This is a genomic window from Microbulbifer sp. ABH2_005 (assembly GCF_056160005.1).
On the sequence record NZ_JBSWWI010000001.1, the window covers coordinates 3,361,127 to 3,377,400 of the forward strand.

Genomic DNA, 16,274 nt, shown 5'->3' on the forward strand with positions numbered 1-16,274 from the left:
TATACCTAGGCGCGAATGGGGCGTCTATTTACCAGGCATTAGTGCCAATCAGAATTCCATACAGAGTCACAAAAATAAAATTTTTTTCAGACGTGGGCGTGATGGGAAGACAGAGAGAAGAAAAAAGACCCCGCAGTGCGGGGCCGTAATCAGCGATGATGAGAGAAAACGGGAAGTTTCTCAGTGGAAACGGTTTGCCATAACCCCATGCAAACTCCCCGAAGTACGGGTCATGCGTCCCGTACATTTCTAATATTGCAATCGGTGTGCCAAGTTTTTTGACCAGATTTAGTAAGAACTGACCTCTCTACCCATGGATCCCCCCCGGCAAGTTGACCCAACAAGTGCCAACAACCCTATTTATCGCACCAAAAAGAGGCGTCATGTGCCAGAACTCGCTTTTCTAACCAGAACTCGCCTTTCAAAAGAGGCTCGCGGACTTGCGCTACTCAGGCCAACCAATAAATTTGTGCCACAATTTTCACTGGGATGTTATTCAGCGCCAAATCTCCCCCTCAGGGCGGAGGGCTTTGTAACAGCCAATGCTAAATGTGCTGCTGATCTCCGGGGTAGAGCGGATGGGTACAGTTTCGGCAAGCAATACGGTGAAAAGAAAACGCTATTGGGCCCCTACACTTCTCTTCGCCAGCACGGGCTTCCTCGCGTTGACTGCCGTGCCTCTGTATGGGCTCGAATATGGTTACTCCTGGCAGCAATGGCTCGCCTTCCTAATCATTACCGGGCTGTGCGGTATATCTATCTCTGCCGGTAACCACCGCTTGTGGACCCACAGAACTTACAAAGCCCACTGGATGCTTCGCTTATGGTTTGCCCTTTTCAGCGCTGCAACCCTACAAAACACCACTTTGAACTGGTGTTCGGCACACCGCCTGCACCACCGCTATACCGACAGTAATGACCTGGACCCCCACTCCTCTAAGCGGGGTCTCTGGTTTTCACACCTGGATTGGATGATGCACGAATATCCATCAGGCAGGAAAACCTATGACAATGTCAAAGACCTTCAGCAAGACAAAATTGTGATGTGGCAGCACCGTCACTATCTGCCGATCGCCATCGGTATGAACTTTGCGATCTGCCTGATCCTCGGTCTGATTACCGGCGATATTATCGCTATGTTTTTACTGGCGGGCGTGTTGCGTATGGTGGTCAATCACCATGCGGCTTTTGCCCTCAACTCTTTCGGGCACCGCTGGGGTAAAAGAAAATTTAAGGGCGATATTTCGGCTCGGGACAACCCTATTATCAATATCTTTGCTTTTGGCGAGGGCTATCACAATTACCATCATGCCTTTCCCGCGGACTATCGCAATGGCGTTGGTTGGTTTGCCTACGATCCCACTAAATGGCTGATAAAGAGCCTCAGCTGGCTCGGCATCACCTGGCAGCTGAGAGCTGCCACAAAGCTACAGATTTATAGAGCAACTCAGGGGGTGAAAATTGAACGGGTCGAACAGCAGCTGGACAAACTAGCGCCACAGGATCAGCAATACTGGCGCGAACTATTACAGCGGGAGCGCCAGGATTTCTATGAAATATTCGAACGCTGGCAAGCATTAATGACCCAGCGTCGCGCCATAGACCCAGATAACGCCTCGGGAAGATGGAAGCTGGCGACTACTCAAACACAAATTCGCGAGCTGAAATTCCGGCTAAAAATGCAGAGCGAACGCCTGCGACTCATGATGCGCCAGCTCCCCCTGAGCCCCGCAACGGCTGACTAGGTCGGGATCTGGCTCAGTTAGCTGCCGTAACTCCACCAGATTGGCGAGGCGCCACAAGGGGGAAAGGCTTGATTGCCGGCCACCAAGAACCCTCTGCACCTCCTCCCAATAATTATCTATATTCTCTGAGTACCGTTATGTGAGTACCGTTATGTTTGTAACTGGGAACTCTTCCCAGGAATACACCGATAAGTGCCTTAATAGAAAAACTACGCCACCCAAATAAGGGGCTTCCCCGAGACCGTTTCATAGACAGGCTCGAAATATGAATAACGCTTCGTCGACATCCACAACCAAACGCAAATGCTTTTGGGTTCCCACAGTGCTGTTTGCCAGTACAGGTTTCCTGGCCCTGACCGCCGTGCCCATCTACGGGCTGATGGTTGGATATCACTGGTACCAGTGGCTCGCCTTCGCTCTATTAGCCGCCTTGTGCAGTCTTTCAGTGACAGCGGGTAATCACCGGCTCTGGTCTCACAGGAGCTACAAAGCGCACTGGTCGCTACGCCTGTTCTTTGCCTTATTCAGCGCTGCCGCTCTGCAAAACTCTACCCTGACCTGGTGTGCCGCCCACCGCTTACACCACCGACATATTGACGACAATGATCGCGACCCCTACTCGGCGATGCGCGGCTTTTGGTTTTCCCATATCGACTGGATGATGCACGAGTACCCGAGTAGTCATCTCGATTGCAAAAATGTCGAGGACCTGAAGCGGGACAAGATCGTGATGTGGCAACACAATCACTATATCCCCATCACCCTCTCCATGAATCTGGGCATTCCCATCGTACTGGGGCTCCTCACCGGAGACCTGATAGGTATGCTTTTGCTCGCGGGAATACTGCGTATCGTAGTTAACCATCACACAACTTTTCTGGTGAACTCCCTCGCCCACATGTGGGGCAAGCGCCCTTATAAAAACGATATCAGTGCAAGGGATAATCTCTTTCTCAACCTGTTTGTATTTGGCGAGGGGTACCACAACTATCACCACGCCTTTCAGACCGACTACCGCAATGGCATCCACTGGTATCAATACGACCCGACCAAGTGGCTAATCAAGCTGCTGAGCTGGGTTGGCATTACCCACGATCTGAAAACTCCCCCTGCGGTGCAGATACAAAAAGCCAAGCTGGCAGTGCAGTTCAGCCAGGCGAAGGAGAAGCTCGGGGGTAGCGCGCACAGGGAGGACTGGTTAAAGCTATTGGAGAACGAGGCCATACAGTTTGCCAGGGCACTGGAAAACTGGAAAAACCTGCAGTTACAGCGCGCCCACTGCCGCGGGGATCGAATCGCAGAAAAGTGGCGCTCACTGGCTATTCAAAGCAAGATTAAAGAACTGGAATTCAGCCTGAAAATGCAAAGCCTGCGCCTGAGCAGGCTGATAAAGCAGTGCCAGTCGGATTCAGCTACATCCTCCTGACACACCGCTTGCGAAAAGAATAAAACTGGTAGCGAATGTGCGCAGCCGAATAGATTAAAGGGTTTTTTCCGCGGCGAATTCACGCATGGAAAATGCCACTCGCTCGTCGACTTTTTTCTCGTGCATTTCCTCGTCCAGCCCCTCGATAAAACGCAGGCGCTGGCGCAAACCGACGCCGTTAGCCACCTGAATGGCGAGACCTGGACGAGCATTGGCTTCGAGCAGCAGCGGACCGCGCTCGCGATCCAGAACGATATCGCAACCGAGATAACCAAGGCCGGTCATTTCGTAGCAGCTTGCCGCTAAGCGCACTAGATCGTACCAACCGGGGACCTTCAACTCACCGAAAGACATCTGCGTATCCGGGTGGTGCTGGATACGCAAGCCTCGCTGAACCGCGTGGCAGCTTTTGCCCGTAGCCAGGTCAATACCCACCCCCACAGCCCCCTGGTGCAAATTGGCCTTGCCATCGGAGCTATGAGTGGAGCAGCGCAACATCGCCATTACCGGGTAACCGCGGAATACGATCACACGAATATCCGGCACCCCCTCAAAAGAATAATCCTGGAAGATGGGATCGAAATCCACCAGCGCTTCCACCATCACCCGGTCGGGCTTACCGCCGAGACTGTAGAGACCACTGTGGATATTGTTGACATGGCGCAAGATATCCAGGGCTTCAATTTGAGAGCCGGAAATCTTCTTGTACTTATCCCCTTCGCGCCCGGCAATAACCAGGATGCCTTTTCCCCCAGAGCCACGCGCAGGCTTAATCACAAACTTCCACAGGGGATCAATCACTTCCATCACACGCTTGCGGCTGGCCGGGGTTTCAAAAGCCGCGATCAACTCCGGCACCGGAATTCCCGCGCGCTTGGCCGCACGTTTGGTATTGAGTTTGTCATCGACAATGGGGAATTTTTCCCGGTCGTTGTAGCGCGCAATGTAGTTAATGTTGCGCGCATTCATGCCGAGAATGCCCATCCTGTTCAAGGCCAGCGGCGAAACGATACCGCCGCGGACCTTGTTAATGATGTGCTTGAATGAGAACTGCAGCATCGCTATCCCCTACTTGACTAACGGCCGGAAACGCATCAGCTCGCTAAGGCGATAGCCAGTGTAGTTACCCACAACCAGGATAAAGGCCAGCAGTACCAGCAGCAGTTCTGGGAAATTAAAGGTCCAGTGCTCCACATAGCGGTTAGTCATCACCCACCAGGCCAACACTGCTACCAACAGGCTGCCTCCGGCTTGTACCACCACCTCGTAGGGACCATCTTCTTCCCACACGATGGACATGCGCTCAATGGTCCAGGCCAGAATAATCATCGGGAAGAAGGTCACCGTCAGCGCCTGCTCGATACCGAGCTTATAACTGACCACACTGATCACTCCCATAATCAACACCACCGTGACCACCACGGCGGCGATCCTCGACACAAGGAGCAAATTAAGCCGACTCAGATAGAAGCGCACCCACAGACCGAGCACCAAGATCAAAACGAAAATTGCCAGACCGGTAAACAGCTGAGTTTCAATGAAAGCAATCGCCAACAATACCGGCATAAAAGTACCGGAGGTGCGCAGCCCAACAAAGATACGCAACAGTACCACCACCAGAGCACCCACCGGCACCAGCAGGATCAATTTAAAGATGCTCTGCTGCTCGATAGGCAAGCTGTAGATGGAGAAATCCACCAGCGCCTCTTTCTCACCCTGCGTGCTGCGCATAGAAACATCCCGTGCGGGCACGTCGTTGGAAATCACCGAGAAGGTCACCTGCGAATTGCGGCCGCCCTCCAGATCGAGCAGGCTCTTGCCGCCGCGCTGCCAGATAAAGAAATTGTCGGGAATGCCTGGCAGGCCGCTAGTGGGTTCAAACACAATCCAGCGCTGGCCGTCATACACCTCAAGCAGGTCCTCTGGATCGAGGCGGCGGCGGTCGTCCTCTAAATAGAGACCGCGGATGCGGTGGGCGGGAATATCGGCGGTGGCGAGCATCAGCAGAGCCACATCCACCAGGGATTTGTCGGCGTAGTGGCGGAAAACTAAGTTACGATCCTGGTTCCCATCGTCATTCAACTCAAATAGCAACTGGGTAGTAAAGGACTCCACATCGGAGGAGCGTTCGCGGGCCTGCTTCACCAAGGAATCGATGGCCAGGCGCACGGCTTCCTGCTCACGGGCACCGAGGAAGGGTTTCTTCACCTCAGTGCTGAGGTTCAGAGGCTGCTCCAACGCCGCACCGGGCGTCTGGTAGACATCGAGGCGGTAGAACAGGGACTGGGAGCCCTCGGCGGAGCGACGCGTCCACACCGCCCGATACTCATCATTTTCCCGGGCGATGAAAAAGCCAAAACCGGAGGAACTGAAAGTCTCCCCTAGGATTTCCATATTCCGCTGCTCACGGGGCAGGGTTAACGCCGCTTTGACCGGACCGCCTTCGGCAACGAAGCCCACCTTGGCTTCGATAGTCCACACGGTGCGGTATTCACCCGGCAACAGTGGAAAACCCAATTCAAAATGTTTGTAAGCGGTGAGACCCGCTCCGATCAATGCGAGCAGTGCCGCAATAACATAAACTTGAACGCGCGGCGACATTCGCCCTTCCCCGTAAATCTATGGTTCCAAAGGGAACCTAACTGTATATGCAATAAGCGGTCTATTTATTCCCGAACACCCGAGGTTGTCCCTGGATATTGCGCCGGCTCACATCGACAACCGCAGCATCCTTAAGGAAGTTGCGCCCCAGCACCATCATAATATCGTTGCCGCCCTCATCGGTCAGGCTGACCTCGACCATGTGGGTAACCTCACCCACGGTCAGGTTCATTTCCACCACCGGGCGACGCTGGCTCGGAAAGCCGACACGGTTCGCGCGGATATGGCGCTGAATAGGCAGCTCTATGGAAGAGGTTTTGGCTTTACCATCTACTTCCGGCAGTGCCAATTCGATTCTGATCCAGTCTTCACCATCGCGCTCGAAGCGTGTCAAAGTCTGCGCGCGCAAGGTGGTTGTCGGTGCGCCGGTATCCACAACAGACTCAATAACCAGCCCTGAGGGTTCGATGGAGATTTCCTCTACTGCTCCAAGAACCAGTTTGTCTTTGGCGACGGGCACTTCGACTACTTTTTCAACAGTTCGTTCGACGACCTTCTCAACAACCCTGACCTCAGGCTCTGCACAAATCACCTCTACAGGCTCTGGGCACTGCAGCATTTCTCCCTGAGGTTGTCCCGGTTGCGCAGCAGTGGGCTCAGCCCCCTGCTGGTTCTGTTCGGGATACATCAGCGACTTGCAGCCCACTAGTAACTGGACCACCACCAATAACCACAGAAGGGAAAATTTCTGCATCCTAACAATTACCTCTTGCCCCATTAGCATTCAAATCCGACCACGCCGTCTGCGCAGCGTTCACGGTTGCAAGCGCAGAAATTCCTCCCCACGCAAACAAAAAGTCGATATTAGCCTATGAAAGAGCCCGGTGAACAGGGATGTTCCTACCGTCGAGCGATGCAAGTGCGACAATGTGACACGCGCCAGATCTTGAGAATTCGGTTGCTAAGCGTGAATCGTTACCGGTTGGGAGGTATTTGAAGATAGACGAAAAGAAGCCACGGCGCCCTGCGGGTAGGCGCCGGACAGAGGTACTCAACCGCGCTGTAAACGCTCGTCGATGCCCTTAAGGATAATGACCAGGGTCTCGGCACCACCGCGGTCTTTAAAAAACTCCTCGGCAATCGGCGCTATACCGCACTGTTGCGGTAGCGGCATCTCACCCTCAATCAGCTGGCGCATACGCGGCAGAAAAATGAACTGCAGCCATTGGGGCAGAGTCAGGGTGTCGACACAGAAAGGTTCAGTACTGGCCAGGGCTTCCGCCGTTGGGGCATCCTCCTGCCACAGGGCCATGCGACGCAACTCCGCCTCGAGCTGCAACAGTTGATCGGCGACTTCAAAGTAAATAGCTTGCATAAATCCAATACCTGGGACCGCCTTAGCGACGGTGTGTGATTCCAGCCCCCCTGGCAGGCACGCCAGGCCGAGAGTCGAAAATGGGGCCCACTTCAGTAAGAGGTTATTCGATACGACGGTTAAACGGCGGCAGTGAATTAAGAATGGCCTGGCCGTATCGACGGCTCACCACCCGGCGATCCAATAATGTCACAGTGCCGCTATCCCCTTCCGCTCGCAGCAGGCGACCGCAGGCCTGCACCAATTTCAGGGCCGCATCCGGTACCGTGATCTGCATAAACGGATTGCCGCCCTTGGCCTCAATCCATTCCGCCAGGGCCGCCTCAATAGGGTCATCGGGCACCGCAAAGGGCAACTTGGCAATTACCACATGTTTGCAGTAATCCCCGGGGAGATCGAGTCCCTCGGCGAAGCTGGCGAGACCAAACAGCACACTGCTTCCACCACCATCGACGATTTCACGGTGAGAGTCGAGTAACTGCTGACGGGATTGCTGCCCCTGCATCAGGATTCGATTGCGCCAGGTACCCGGCAACGCCTCGTAGACGGTCTCCATTTGCCGACGTGAGGAAAACAGCACCAGCGAGCCGCCGGAATCCTTGAGCAGCTCCGGCAAGGCATCGATCACCGCATCAGTATGCTGGTCCGCATTGCCCGCATCCACCGCGCAGGCGGGCACCTGCAAGGTGGCGCGGGAAAAATCGAAGGGACTGGGTACTACCTGGTAGCTGGCATTTTCCGGGGTGCCGGCACGCATGCGCAGGCGATCAAATTTGCCCAGAGCGGTGAGGGTCGCAGAGGTAAGCACTGCACCATAACAGCGCCGCCATAAGCTGTACTCCAGGGTCTTGCTCGCCAGGATTGGCGAGCAACACACTTCGAAATCTGTCGAACCACCCCAATCTACCAGGGTGACCCAGCGCGCCTGTGGCAGAGCGCCATCCGCGTCGGCGCGGGCATAGTTAGCCCAGAGCATCAAATTGGCCTCGGCACGCCCATACCAGCTGCCGAGTTGTGGATACCAGCGCTCCAAGTCAACAACAGGCACCGGAGAGTGGGCGTCCTCAAGCATGCGCTGAGCAGTTTGCAGCATTTTGCCAAACAGGCTTTCCAGCTCGTCGAAATCCTCGCGCAGCTTTTCCGCTAACTGCATCATGGAATCCGGCACCACGCCGCCCTCGAAGCGGTGGCGAGTGGTATTGCCGCGCTCATCCTCGAATTCGCACAGTTCTTCGATGAGAGGCCACATCTGCTCCAAGCCCTGCTTGGCGGAGGTGAGCACCGCCGGCAGCTGTTCACCACAGCGATCCAGCTCGGCGCCATCGCCAATCTCACCGAGCATCTGCCCCAGGGCCTTATTGGCCTGGTCGAGCCAACCGGTAGAGGCACCGACGCGGCTGTGGTGGGAGAAGTGGTTGAGGGCTTTGTCCGGCAGGTGGTGGGCCTCGTCGAGCACATAAATCGTTTCTTCTGGCGGCGGCAATATGGCACCGCCGCCCAGGGCCAGATCCGCCAAAAGAAGGTCGTGGTTGGCAACGATCACCTGGGTCTTACCCAGACTCTCCCGCGCCCGGAAAAAACTGCAATTGGTTACATGGGGACAGCGACGACCACTGCACTGGCGGTGATCTGTCGTTACCCGGCTCCAGTCATCAACCTCAATCGTCTCCGGCCAGTTGTCGCGGTCTCCATCCCAGCGGCCAGAGGCCAGGCTGTCAGTCATTTTCTGATAAAGGGCAACACTGTCTTCCCCCACCTGGGGCAGCTCGTCTTCATACAGCCCCAGGGAAAGGCCGGTACCGCTGGAGGAGAAACTGGAAAGCAGCTGATCCAATTTGGACAGACACAGGTAGCGGCCACGCCCTTTGGCCAAAGCGAACTCAAAGTTGAGACCACTGTGGCGCACCACCTCGGGTAGGTCTTTGTGGATAATCTGCTCCTGCAGGGCCACGGTAGCGGTGGAGATCACCAGGGTTTTGTCCTGGGCCTGGGCCAGGGGAATAGCGGCGAGCAAATAGGAAACCGTTTTGCCAGTGCCCGTGCCGGCTTCTACTACACAAATATGCTCGCCATCGGTTTTATCGCTGTCGCGCTCACCACTGGCATTCTGTGCAATCGAACCTAGAGTGCGGGCAATGGCCGCCACCATCAGTTTTTGCCCGTAGCGGGCCTTGAGACCACGGTTGGACAAGAACTGGCTGTAGGCAGCCTGGATGGCGCTTTTGTGTTTGTCGTTGAGCACAGGGGAGAATCTATTCGCTAGTGGGTGGCGCAGGGGGCGCTATTATCCACTAAGCGCCCGCTCGCCACCAGCACCGCTAGGACAAAGCACCCCCAGCAGTGATCATTCAAACGCCAGGCGGGAAACCACCGGATTGGCGTAAGCCTGGATGGCCTTGTCCCGCCAGCGCTCATCGATCTTGGCCATGCGCGCCTCAAACTTCTCGCGGGTTTCCCGATGTTCGCTGGCGTCCCAGGGCTTATGAGGGTAGCCCACCGGCAACCCGGACACTTCACCGTAGATCATCTCGTAGGCGATCAGATTGGTGGGATGCAGAGTGTAATTACCAACGATCTGCCGATCGATCTCCTCGGCAAGGCTGTTGACATCATTGAAGTCGGCTTCAATAGGTGTACCAAATGCGGTATGCACCCGCCCTTTGAAACCAATCACACCTTTACCGATGGAGGCCAGATCCTCGTTTTTGGCTTTCTTGTACTCTTCCTTGTGCTCTGTGATGTAGAGCTCCTTGGCCTTCTGGGCATCGCAGGGGTCCCACTCATAAGAGATGGACAGCGGCACTATGTGCAGCTTGCGCCAGAAGTCGGCAAAAGACATATCCCGATCCTTGGTCATGGCGAACATGGCCGCAAGAGCCGGGTTGGTGCGGTCCATGCCGTCCTTCGCACGCCCGGAGCGCTGCGCGATCCAAACGTGCTCATTGTCATTCACAATGGAGTGATAGATATAGTTGGACAACTCCATGGCAGCCTGTAGCTTTTCGCGACGACTGCCGGAGCTGCGTTTGACCGTAAAGCATTTGTTGAGCTTCATAATATCGCTGGCAAACTGCTTGCTCAGCAGGTTGTCGCCGATGGCGATACGGGAGGTTTCGTGCCCCTCTTTATACATGGACACAATGGCGAAAGCCGGGTCCATAGCGATATCGCGGTGATTACTCACAAACAAGCAGGCGCGGTCCCTCGGTAGGGTATCCAGCCCGGAAATCGTCAGCCCCGCGGTGGTGCGATTGACCACCTTGTCGATGTACTTTTCCACAACCGCCTGTACACCGCGCACATCGTGCACCTTGCGGAACTCAAAACGCAGGAACTGACGCACCAACCAGGCCAGGGGGCCCTCCAGGCGCGCCAGCTTGGGAATCAGGAAATGCGCTACGGCGTGGGACATTTCCGGGTCGGCAATCAGCCGATCCAATACAGCGCGCACTTCATCATCGCGATAGGGGCGCATATCCTCAAATTGAGCGGGGTCTAACTCACTTGCTCTCATGACATCACTACCTGCCGGACTTACTAACCAGAGGCGATCCGGGCTCATTGTATTTTTGCGGCCACAAAGCGACCGGGATAAGAAATCGGCGCAGAACATACCGGAAGCCTCGCCGAACTGCTAGCACCTCACCTGACCAGATGGCTGACCGAAGTGATGAAAGTATGTTTAGTCCGCTCAGTCAGCCAAAAGATCCTCCTGCCCTATTCGCCATTCAAAGTAGACTTCACCGCCCCAAGCCGGGAGAATAGGAAGGTCAACCGCCGCCGACGGCAAAAACAACGATAACGAATACGGCACAAGCCACGCAGCCAAGCAGGAGTCCACCTTGTCTCAAGCCACCCCCACTAATGAACCGCGTACGCCCAGCCTGCTGGACGCGCTGATCCCCCTGGGGATCCTGATCGCTCTCTTGTCGCTGTCAGTGTATTTCTACGGCGCCGACTCTTCCTACGGCCCCAACCAAATCGCACTGTTGTTATGTGCCTGCGTGGTTGCTCTGATGGGCATGAAGAACGGCCACAGCTGGAGCGATATGGAAGGGGGCATGCTGCACGGCATCGGCCTGGTATTCGGCGCGATTCTGATATTACTGGCCGTGGGCGCTCTGATTGGCAGCTGGATATTGGCCGGCACGGTGCCATCGATGATTTATTACGGGGTACAAATACTCTCGCCCCAATGGTTCTACGCCGCCAGCTGTATTATTTGTGCCGTGGTAGGCCTCAGCATCGGCTCCAGCTGGACCACTGCCGGCACCCTGGGTGTGGCTCTGATGGGGATTGCCGCCGCTCTCGGCTTATCCCCGGAAATCACTGCTGGCGCGGTCATTTCCGGCGCCTACTTTGGCGACAAGATGTCGCCGCTGTCTGACACCACCAACGTGGCTGCGGCGGTAACATCCAACGATCTGTTCCAGCATATCCGCCATATGATGTCGACCGCGATTCCAGCCTTCGTGATCGCCCTGGGGGTGTTCGCTTTCCTCGGCTTTACCTCAGAAGCCAGTACCGCCTCCGCCTCGGATATCGAGTCTCTCCTCACCGCCCTGAAAAGCGAATTTAAGATATCCATGATCAGCTTGCTGCCTCTGATCTTGCTGCTCGCTATGGCCTGGCGCAAAGTCCCCGCCTTCCCCACTCTGATCGTCGGCTCCCTGGTGGGCTGCGCCATTGCGTTGATTTTTGAGCCGGAGACTGCCCGCCGCCTGGGTGGCGACGAAGGTGCCCTGGCCGCACTCAAAGGCGCCTGGTACAGCCTGTTCGATGGCTATAAATCCACCTCTACGAATGAGAATGTCGCTGCACTCCTCTCGAAAGGCGGTATGAGTAGCATGCTCAATACCGTGTGGCTGATCACCTCCGCCATGGCCTTCGGTGGCGCCATGGAGCGTGCCGGTTTCCTGCAAGTGATCGTCAACTGGACCCTGACGCGTATTAAAACTGTGGGCGGCCTGGTGACTTCCACGGTATTCACCTGTTTCGGCATGAATGCCGCTGCCGGCGACCAATACATGGCGATTATTATTCCGGGCCGCATGTTCCGCGAAGCCTTTGAAGAGAAGGGCCTGCACGGCCTGAATCTGTCCCGCACCCTGGAGGACTCCGGCACCATCACCTCGGTATTGATTCCCTGGAATACCTGTGGGGCCTACATGACGGCTACCCTTGGCGTTTATACCTTCTCTTACCTACCCTACGCCCTGTTCAATATCATCTGCCCACTGCTGGCCATCGCCTACGGCTGGTTACACTTTAAGCAGATGCCAATCTCAGTGGCGGCCACAGCATCCCCCAGCAAAGAAGGAAATCTACAAAGCTGTCATGAGTGAAAGCGGTACCCTGAGCGCCCTGATCGAAGAGGCGGACTTTAAATTACGCTGGTTCGATCTGGGCCGGCGTCTCCAGCCTGTGCCAAAGTCCACAGCCGAAGCTTTCGAGGCGGGACAAAAAGCCTGGCCTTATCCCTATTTGCGCCAGGCCTGGAGCGGGCTCTTATTGCAGCCTGCTGAAGGTGGTGAACCCGCGGTATGGTTTCTGCGCTTTCCTCTCGATGAGCAGGGTAAACTGCAATTGCAGGCCCGCGATGGCTTGCTGCGCGCCCTAGCCCAGGAACTCAAACAGGCGCCCGCTTCCGAATCTGCGGTACAACTCGATCAGCTACTGCAGCAAAGCGGCCTACTCTTCACACCCTCTAGCGAGCGTCAGGCGGCATTCCACGCCTATACCGCAAAACTATTAAAACAGACACCCAGCACGCACTATTCAGCGGTGCTCGATTACTTCAGTAACCCTCAAAGTTCCCGCTGGGATAATCTCGGGCTGCAGGGCATCGCTGACCTGGCTACCCGCTGGGAGTCACAGAAAGAACTGTTGCTGCGCCAACTTCCACATATTGCCACACCGGTTTTTATCAACCTTTGCCACTGCCTGGAAAATGAAGCGATCGATCACCAACTGGTGGAAGTAATCGCCACTCGCGCACGCGAGTCATTGAATATTGACACCCAAGATACCCCTGACTTCACCCTGATCGCTGCCGCGGTGCGGGGCATTTCCAATTCGCCAGCGCTAGGCCTACGCTACTCTCTGCTAAAAGAACTGCTAGAGGCACTGCAACAGCAACCGTCGTCAAGCGATATTCGATCTACCTCGGTTCCACCCATCTCGGTTAAACCCGTCGAGCTGCTCGCCGCCATCGGCAGCCGCTGCCCCCTGGACCTGGAAGATCAGCCGCTAGCCCAGCTCTGGCTCAATGCTCTGGCACAGAGTAATAACCAAAGCACATTCAATTTATTGCTCTCTGACTTGATGTTCGTCCCCAAAGTGCGTGCCTCTCTGCTGAGCACATTGCGCGACCCCACACGAGACGAAACCCTGGCCAAGGCTTTTGGAAATTTCTTGCACGGCCCGAAGCCCACCCACTAATGTTGCCTACTCGACGTTGAAGCAGCTAGATCTACACCTGTTTCAACGCCAATCTTTTTCTTTCCTTTTACTCCGTCTCATCTCCAGGCAGCCAATAGCGCTGCCGCCCTTTACCAAACAAGCAACTCACTTATTCCCAAAGTAATAAGCTGCCATTTTTTTAAGTGTTCTTACCCAACCCAGAAAAAGCCACCTAAAATATATGACTCAAGAAATACATCAGCCAATTAAAATTTAATTTAAAAAAATAAAAGCAAAGTTATTTAGAGAGACCACTCAAAACTTCGACACACTGCACTTCAAACCAAAGAAAAAACCCGGTTTTTACAGGAATAAATTCATAAACTGGCGTCAACTTCTTCCCGAATTCCCTCCTGACAGTATTTTTCTCTCTGCGCCTATTACACTCAATTAGGCGGCATCTTTGTGAAACACATTTTGCAAAGCTGACCAACAGGTGACGTTTTATTGGCTATGCTAATGGCTAACATCAACGGAAAGGAGTTAGGGGATGAATTTCACTCCAGCCAAGTACTTAATCGGTATTATCAGTGCACTGGTTCTAGCAGGTTGCTGTAGCCCTCCGGCACCGCCAGCTTACTGCCCACCCGGCGCTGAACAAATTCCAACTTCCATGGCCTGCCCCGCAGATGCTGACTGCTGGATGGCTTCTGATAGAGTACGCTGCATGAAAGTGGTGAAGTAAAATCATTTCAAGCAGAACAGCGTGGTGATTCATACTAAATGAGGTTTTGACTAAATCTGCACTGATAGGCACGTAAGGAACAAAGCATTATTTAGTATGAATCACCACCAAATGCCGCTTTCACGAGCGGCATTTGTTTTTTTGGGGCACCCATTCTTACCGAAAACACATTTTCTGTAATAGACTGTACCGTCTCGGGCACTGGTCCAGCGAGGGTTATGCGTTAGCATTGCCCACCTTTTACCAGAAAGTGTCGATAAGCTTGCAAACATCGCAATAAAAATTTCTCACAAGAGAGTTAATTAACGACCACCATGACAAGTGAAACTTTAACTCTGAGCCGCTCCTCAGCAATTCAACAATTACAATCTCATTTCGAACAACAAAAATGGTCTTTACGTGAGCTTTTCGCCACCGACCCCCAGCGCACAACCAGTTTCAGCTGCGAAGCGGCCGGCATCTATCTGGACTTCAGCAAAAATCACTTGCGTCAAGAGACATTACAGCTGCTGCTTGAGTATGCTGAAGACCAGGAATTGACCCGCCAGATTGCAGCCTTATTTAAGGGTGCCAATGTCAACAATACCGAGCACCGCCCAGCACTACACACTGCGCTGCGCTTCCAGGGAACGCCCAAAACCGAGCATGAGCGCGCCGTGGCCGATTGTCGCGCCCAGATGCAACGGTTTGCGGATAGTGTCCACAAAGAACAATGGCTGGGGTTTAGTGGCAAACCCATTCGCCATATCGTGAATATCGGTATCGGCGGCTCCGATCTCGGTCCTCGTATGGTGGTCGAGGCTCTGGGCTCATGGCACAAAAAAGGTATTAGCGTACATTTCGTAGCAAATATTGATGGTGCAGACTTGAGCGGTACTATCCAAGATCTCAACCCGGAGGAGACACTTTTTATTGTTGCCTCCAAGTCTTTCTCCACCCTGGAAACCCGAGAGAATGCCTTAAGCGCGCGCCGCTGGATTTTGGCCTCTGGCGCCAATGAAAAACAATTGTCCCAGCACTTTGTGGCGGTCAGCAGCAATATTGTTGCAGCACAAGACTTTGGCATCGCCCCGGAAAATATTTTTCCCATATGGGACTGGGTGGGTGGTCGCTACTCTCTGTGGTCTGCAATTGGCCTGCCGATCATCCTGGCCTGTGGCTATGAGGTTTATGAGGAACTTCTTGCTGGTGCTCATGGCATGGACACCCATTTTTCCAATGTCCCACTGGAGGAAAATCTGCCTGTATTGCTGGCGCTTATTCAGTTCTGGTATCGCCAGTGCTGGGGTGCCGGCAGCCAGGTGATTCTGCCCTACGCTCAGCGCCTGTCCAAGTTTCCCGCCTGGATGCAACAATTGGATATGGAAAGCCTGGGCAAAAGCGTAGACAAAGAGGGGAAGCCTCTGGAGTATCCCAGCGGCAGTGTGATCTGGGGCACCGAAGGCACCAATGGGCAGCACTCCTTCCATCAGCTATTGCACCAGGGTACCGATCTGATTCCTGCGGATTTTATCGCCATCAAGCAGCCTACCTCTGAGCTACACGAGCAACACCGCTGGCTACTGGCCTGCTGTATCAGCCAAAGCCAGGCTCTATTACGCGGCAAGTCCCTTCACGAGGCACGCCAGGAGCTGGAAGATGCCGGCTATACCCACCGCGAGGCCCATGCGTTGGCTCCGCACAAAGCCATCCCCGGTAATCGCCCGAGTAATACCCTCATCCTGGAAAAGTTAGATCCTCATTACCTGGGCGCACTGTTAGCACTTTACGAGCATAAGGTTTTCACTGGCGGTTGCCTTTTGGGAATTAACCCATTTGACCAGTGGGGTGTAGAGCTGGGCAAACAGTTAAGTGCAAAGATATACAAAGCCGCAGAAGGAACTGTGCCTGAGGATTGGGATAGCTCAACCCGCTCTTTAATGGAAAAGCTCTTATAATATAATTTACCAAGAGCCCAACTAAAAAGGCCGCATCCCAATG

The 16,274-nt window shown here is 54.4% G+C and carries 12 protein-coding genes; 6 read left to right on the forward strand and 6 right to left on the reverse strand.

Annotated elements, in window-relative coordinates:
• The first annotated feature begins 542 nt into the window (after window positions 1–542).
• Together ACXAFI_RS14655 and ACXAFI_RS14660 are read left to right on the forward strand one after the other, a co-directional pair.
• Complete coding sequence (locus ACXAFI_RS14655) at window positions 543–1,745, forward strand: acyl-CoA desaturase (RefSeq protein WP_475109402.1); 1,203 nt, start codon at window positions 543–545, stop codon at window positions 1,743–1,745.
• Window positions 1,746–2,010: 265 nt separating this feature from the next.
• Window positions 2,011–3,171 carry an acyl-CoA desaturase gene (locus ACXAFI_RS14660; protein ID WP_475109403.1) on the forward strand — a complete coding sequence of 387 codons (1,161 nt, stop codon included), beginning with the start codon at window positions 2,011–2,013 and terminating at the stop codon, window positions 3,169–3,171.
• Window positions 3,172–3,225: 54 nt separating this feature from the next.
• On the opposite strand, the gene ACXAFI_RS14665 is transcribed toward ACXAFI_RS14660, so the two are convergent.
• From ACXAFI_RS14665 to ACXAFI_RS14690, 6 genes are all read right to left on the reverse strand, one after another.
• A complete protein-coding gene (locus ACXAFI_RS14665; protein WP_475109404.1) occupies window positions 3,226–4,230 on the reverse strand; it encodes an alpha-L-glutamate ligase-like protein in 1,005 nt (334 codons plus the stop codon).
• A 9-nt stretch (window positions 4,231–4,239) separates the two neighbouring features.
• Entirely contained in the window at window positions 4,240–5,772 is a 1,533-nt protein-coding gene (locus ACXAFI_RS14670; protein WP_444921242.1) for an inactive transglutaminase family protein, read from the reverse strand.
• Between the two features lie 61 nt (window positions 5,773–5,833).
• On the reverse strand, window positions 5,834–6,526 hold the full coding sequence (locus ACXAFI_RS14675) for an ATP-dependent zinc protease family protein (RefSeq protein ID WP_475109405.1): 693 nt from the start codon (window positions 6,524–6,526) through the stop codon (window positions 5,834–5,836).
• Between the two features lie 297 nt (window positions 6,527–6,823).
• Window positions 6,824–7,147 carry a YqcC family protein gene (locus ACXAFI_RS14680; RefSeq protein WP_444921240.1) on the reverse strand — a complete coding sequence of 108 codons (324 nt, stop codon included), beginning with the start codon at window positions 7,145–7,147 and terminating at the stop codon, window positions 6,824–6,826.
• Window positions 7,148–7,250: 103 nt separating this feature from the next.
• Entirely contained in the window at window positions 7,251–9,389 is a 2,139-nt protein-coding gene (gene dinG, locus ACXAFI_RS14685) for an ATP-dependent DNA helicase DinG (protein ID WP_475109406.1), read from the reverse strand.
• Between the two features lie 102 nt (window positions 9,390–9,491).
• The gene (locus ACXAFI_RS14690) at window positions 9,492–10,661 is read right to left on the reverse strand and encodes a 1-acyl-sn-glycerol-3-phosphate acyltransferase (protein WP_475109407.1); all 1,170 of its coding nucleotides are present in this window, start codon (window positions 10,659–10,661) and stop codon (window positions 9,492–9,494) included.
• A 328-nt stretch (window positions 10,662–10,989) separates the two neighbouring features.
• Here ACXAFI_RS14690 and nhaC point away from each other — a divergent pair, with 328 nt between their 5' ends.
• The 4 genes from nhaC (at window position 10,990) to pgi (ending at window position 16,231) form a co-directional block, all read left to right on the forward strand.
• Window positions 10,990–12,492: a Na+/H+ antiporter NhaC gene (gene nhaC / locus ACXAFI_RS14695; RefSeq protein WP_475109408.1), complete on the forward strand. Its 1,503-nt coding sequence runs from the start codon at window positions 10,990–10,992 to the stop codon at window positions 12,490–12,492.
• Window positions 12,485–13,588, forward strand: a complete 1,104-nt coding sequence (locus ACXAFI_RS14700; RefSeq protein ID WP_475109409.1) for a DUF3549 family protein — start codon at window positions 12,485–12,487, stop codon at window positions 13,586–13,588. The genes nhaC and ACXAFI_RS14700 overlap by 8 nt, the downstream gene beginning before the upstream one ends.
• A gap of 511 nt (window positions 13,589–14,099) precedes the next feature.
• Window positions 14,100–14,294: a hypothetical protein gene (locus ACXAFI_RS14705; protein ID WP_152451883.1), complete on the forward strand. Its 195-nt coding sequence runs from the start codon at window positions 14,100–14,102 to the stop codon at window positions 14,292–14,294.
• Between the two features lie 314 nt (window positions 14,295–14,608).
• Window positions 14,609–16,231, forward strand: coding sequence for a glucose-6-phosphate isomerase (pgi, locus tag ACXAFI_RS14710; RefSeq protein ID WP_475109410.1), 1,623 nt, complete (start codon window positions 14,609–14,611; stop codon window positions 16,229–16,231).
• Window positions 16,232–16,274: the final 43 nt, after the last annotated feature.

Coding starts and splice junctions, on each gene's coding strand:
- ACXAFI_RS14680 (WP_444921240.1), bottom strand. CDS start 7,147: ATGCAAGCTATTTACTTTGAAGTCGCCGATCAACTGTTGCAGCTCGAG.
- ACXAFI_RS14670 (WP_444921242.1), bottom strand. CDS start 5,772: ATGTCGCCGCGCGTTCAAGTTTATGTTATTGCGGCACTGCTCGCATTG.
- pgi (WP_475109410.1), top strand. CDS start 14,609: ATGACAAGTGAAACTTTAACTCTGAGCCGCTCCTCAGCAATTCAACAA.
- ACXAFI_RS14655 (WP_475109402.1), top strand. CDS start 543: ATGCTAAATGTGCTGCTGATCTCCGGGGTAGAGCGGATGGGTACAGTT.
- ACXAFI_RS14705 (WP_152451883.1), top strand. CDS start 14,100: ATGAATTTCACTCCAGCCAAGTACTTAATCGGTATTATCAGTGCACTG.
- ACXAFI_RS14675 (WP_475109405.1), bottom strand. CDS start 6,526: ATGCAGAAATTTTCCCTTCTGTGGTTATTGGTGGTGGTCCAGTTACTA.
- ACXAFI_RS14660 (WP_475109403.1), top strand. CDS start 2,011: ATGAATAACGCTTCGTCGACATCCACAACCAAACGCAAATGCTTTTGG.
- ACXAFI_RS14665 (WP_475109404.1), bottom strand. CDS start 4,230: ATGCTGCAGTTCTCATTCAAGCACATCATTAACAAGGTCCGCGGCGGT.
- ACXAFI_RS14690 (WP_475109407.1), bottom strand. CDS start 10,661: ATGAGAGCAAGTGAGTTAGACCCCGCTCAATTTGAGGATATGCGCCCC.
- ACXAFI_RS14700 (WP_475109409.1), top strand. CDS start 12,485: ATGAGTGAAAGCGGTACCCTGAGCGCCCTGATCGAAGAGGCGGACTTT.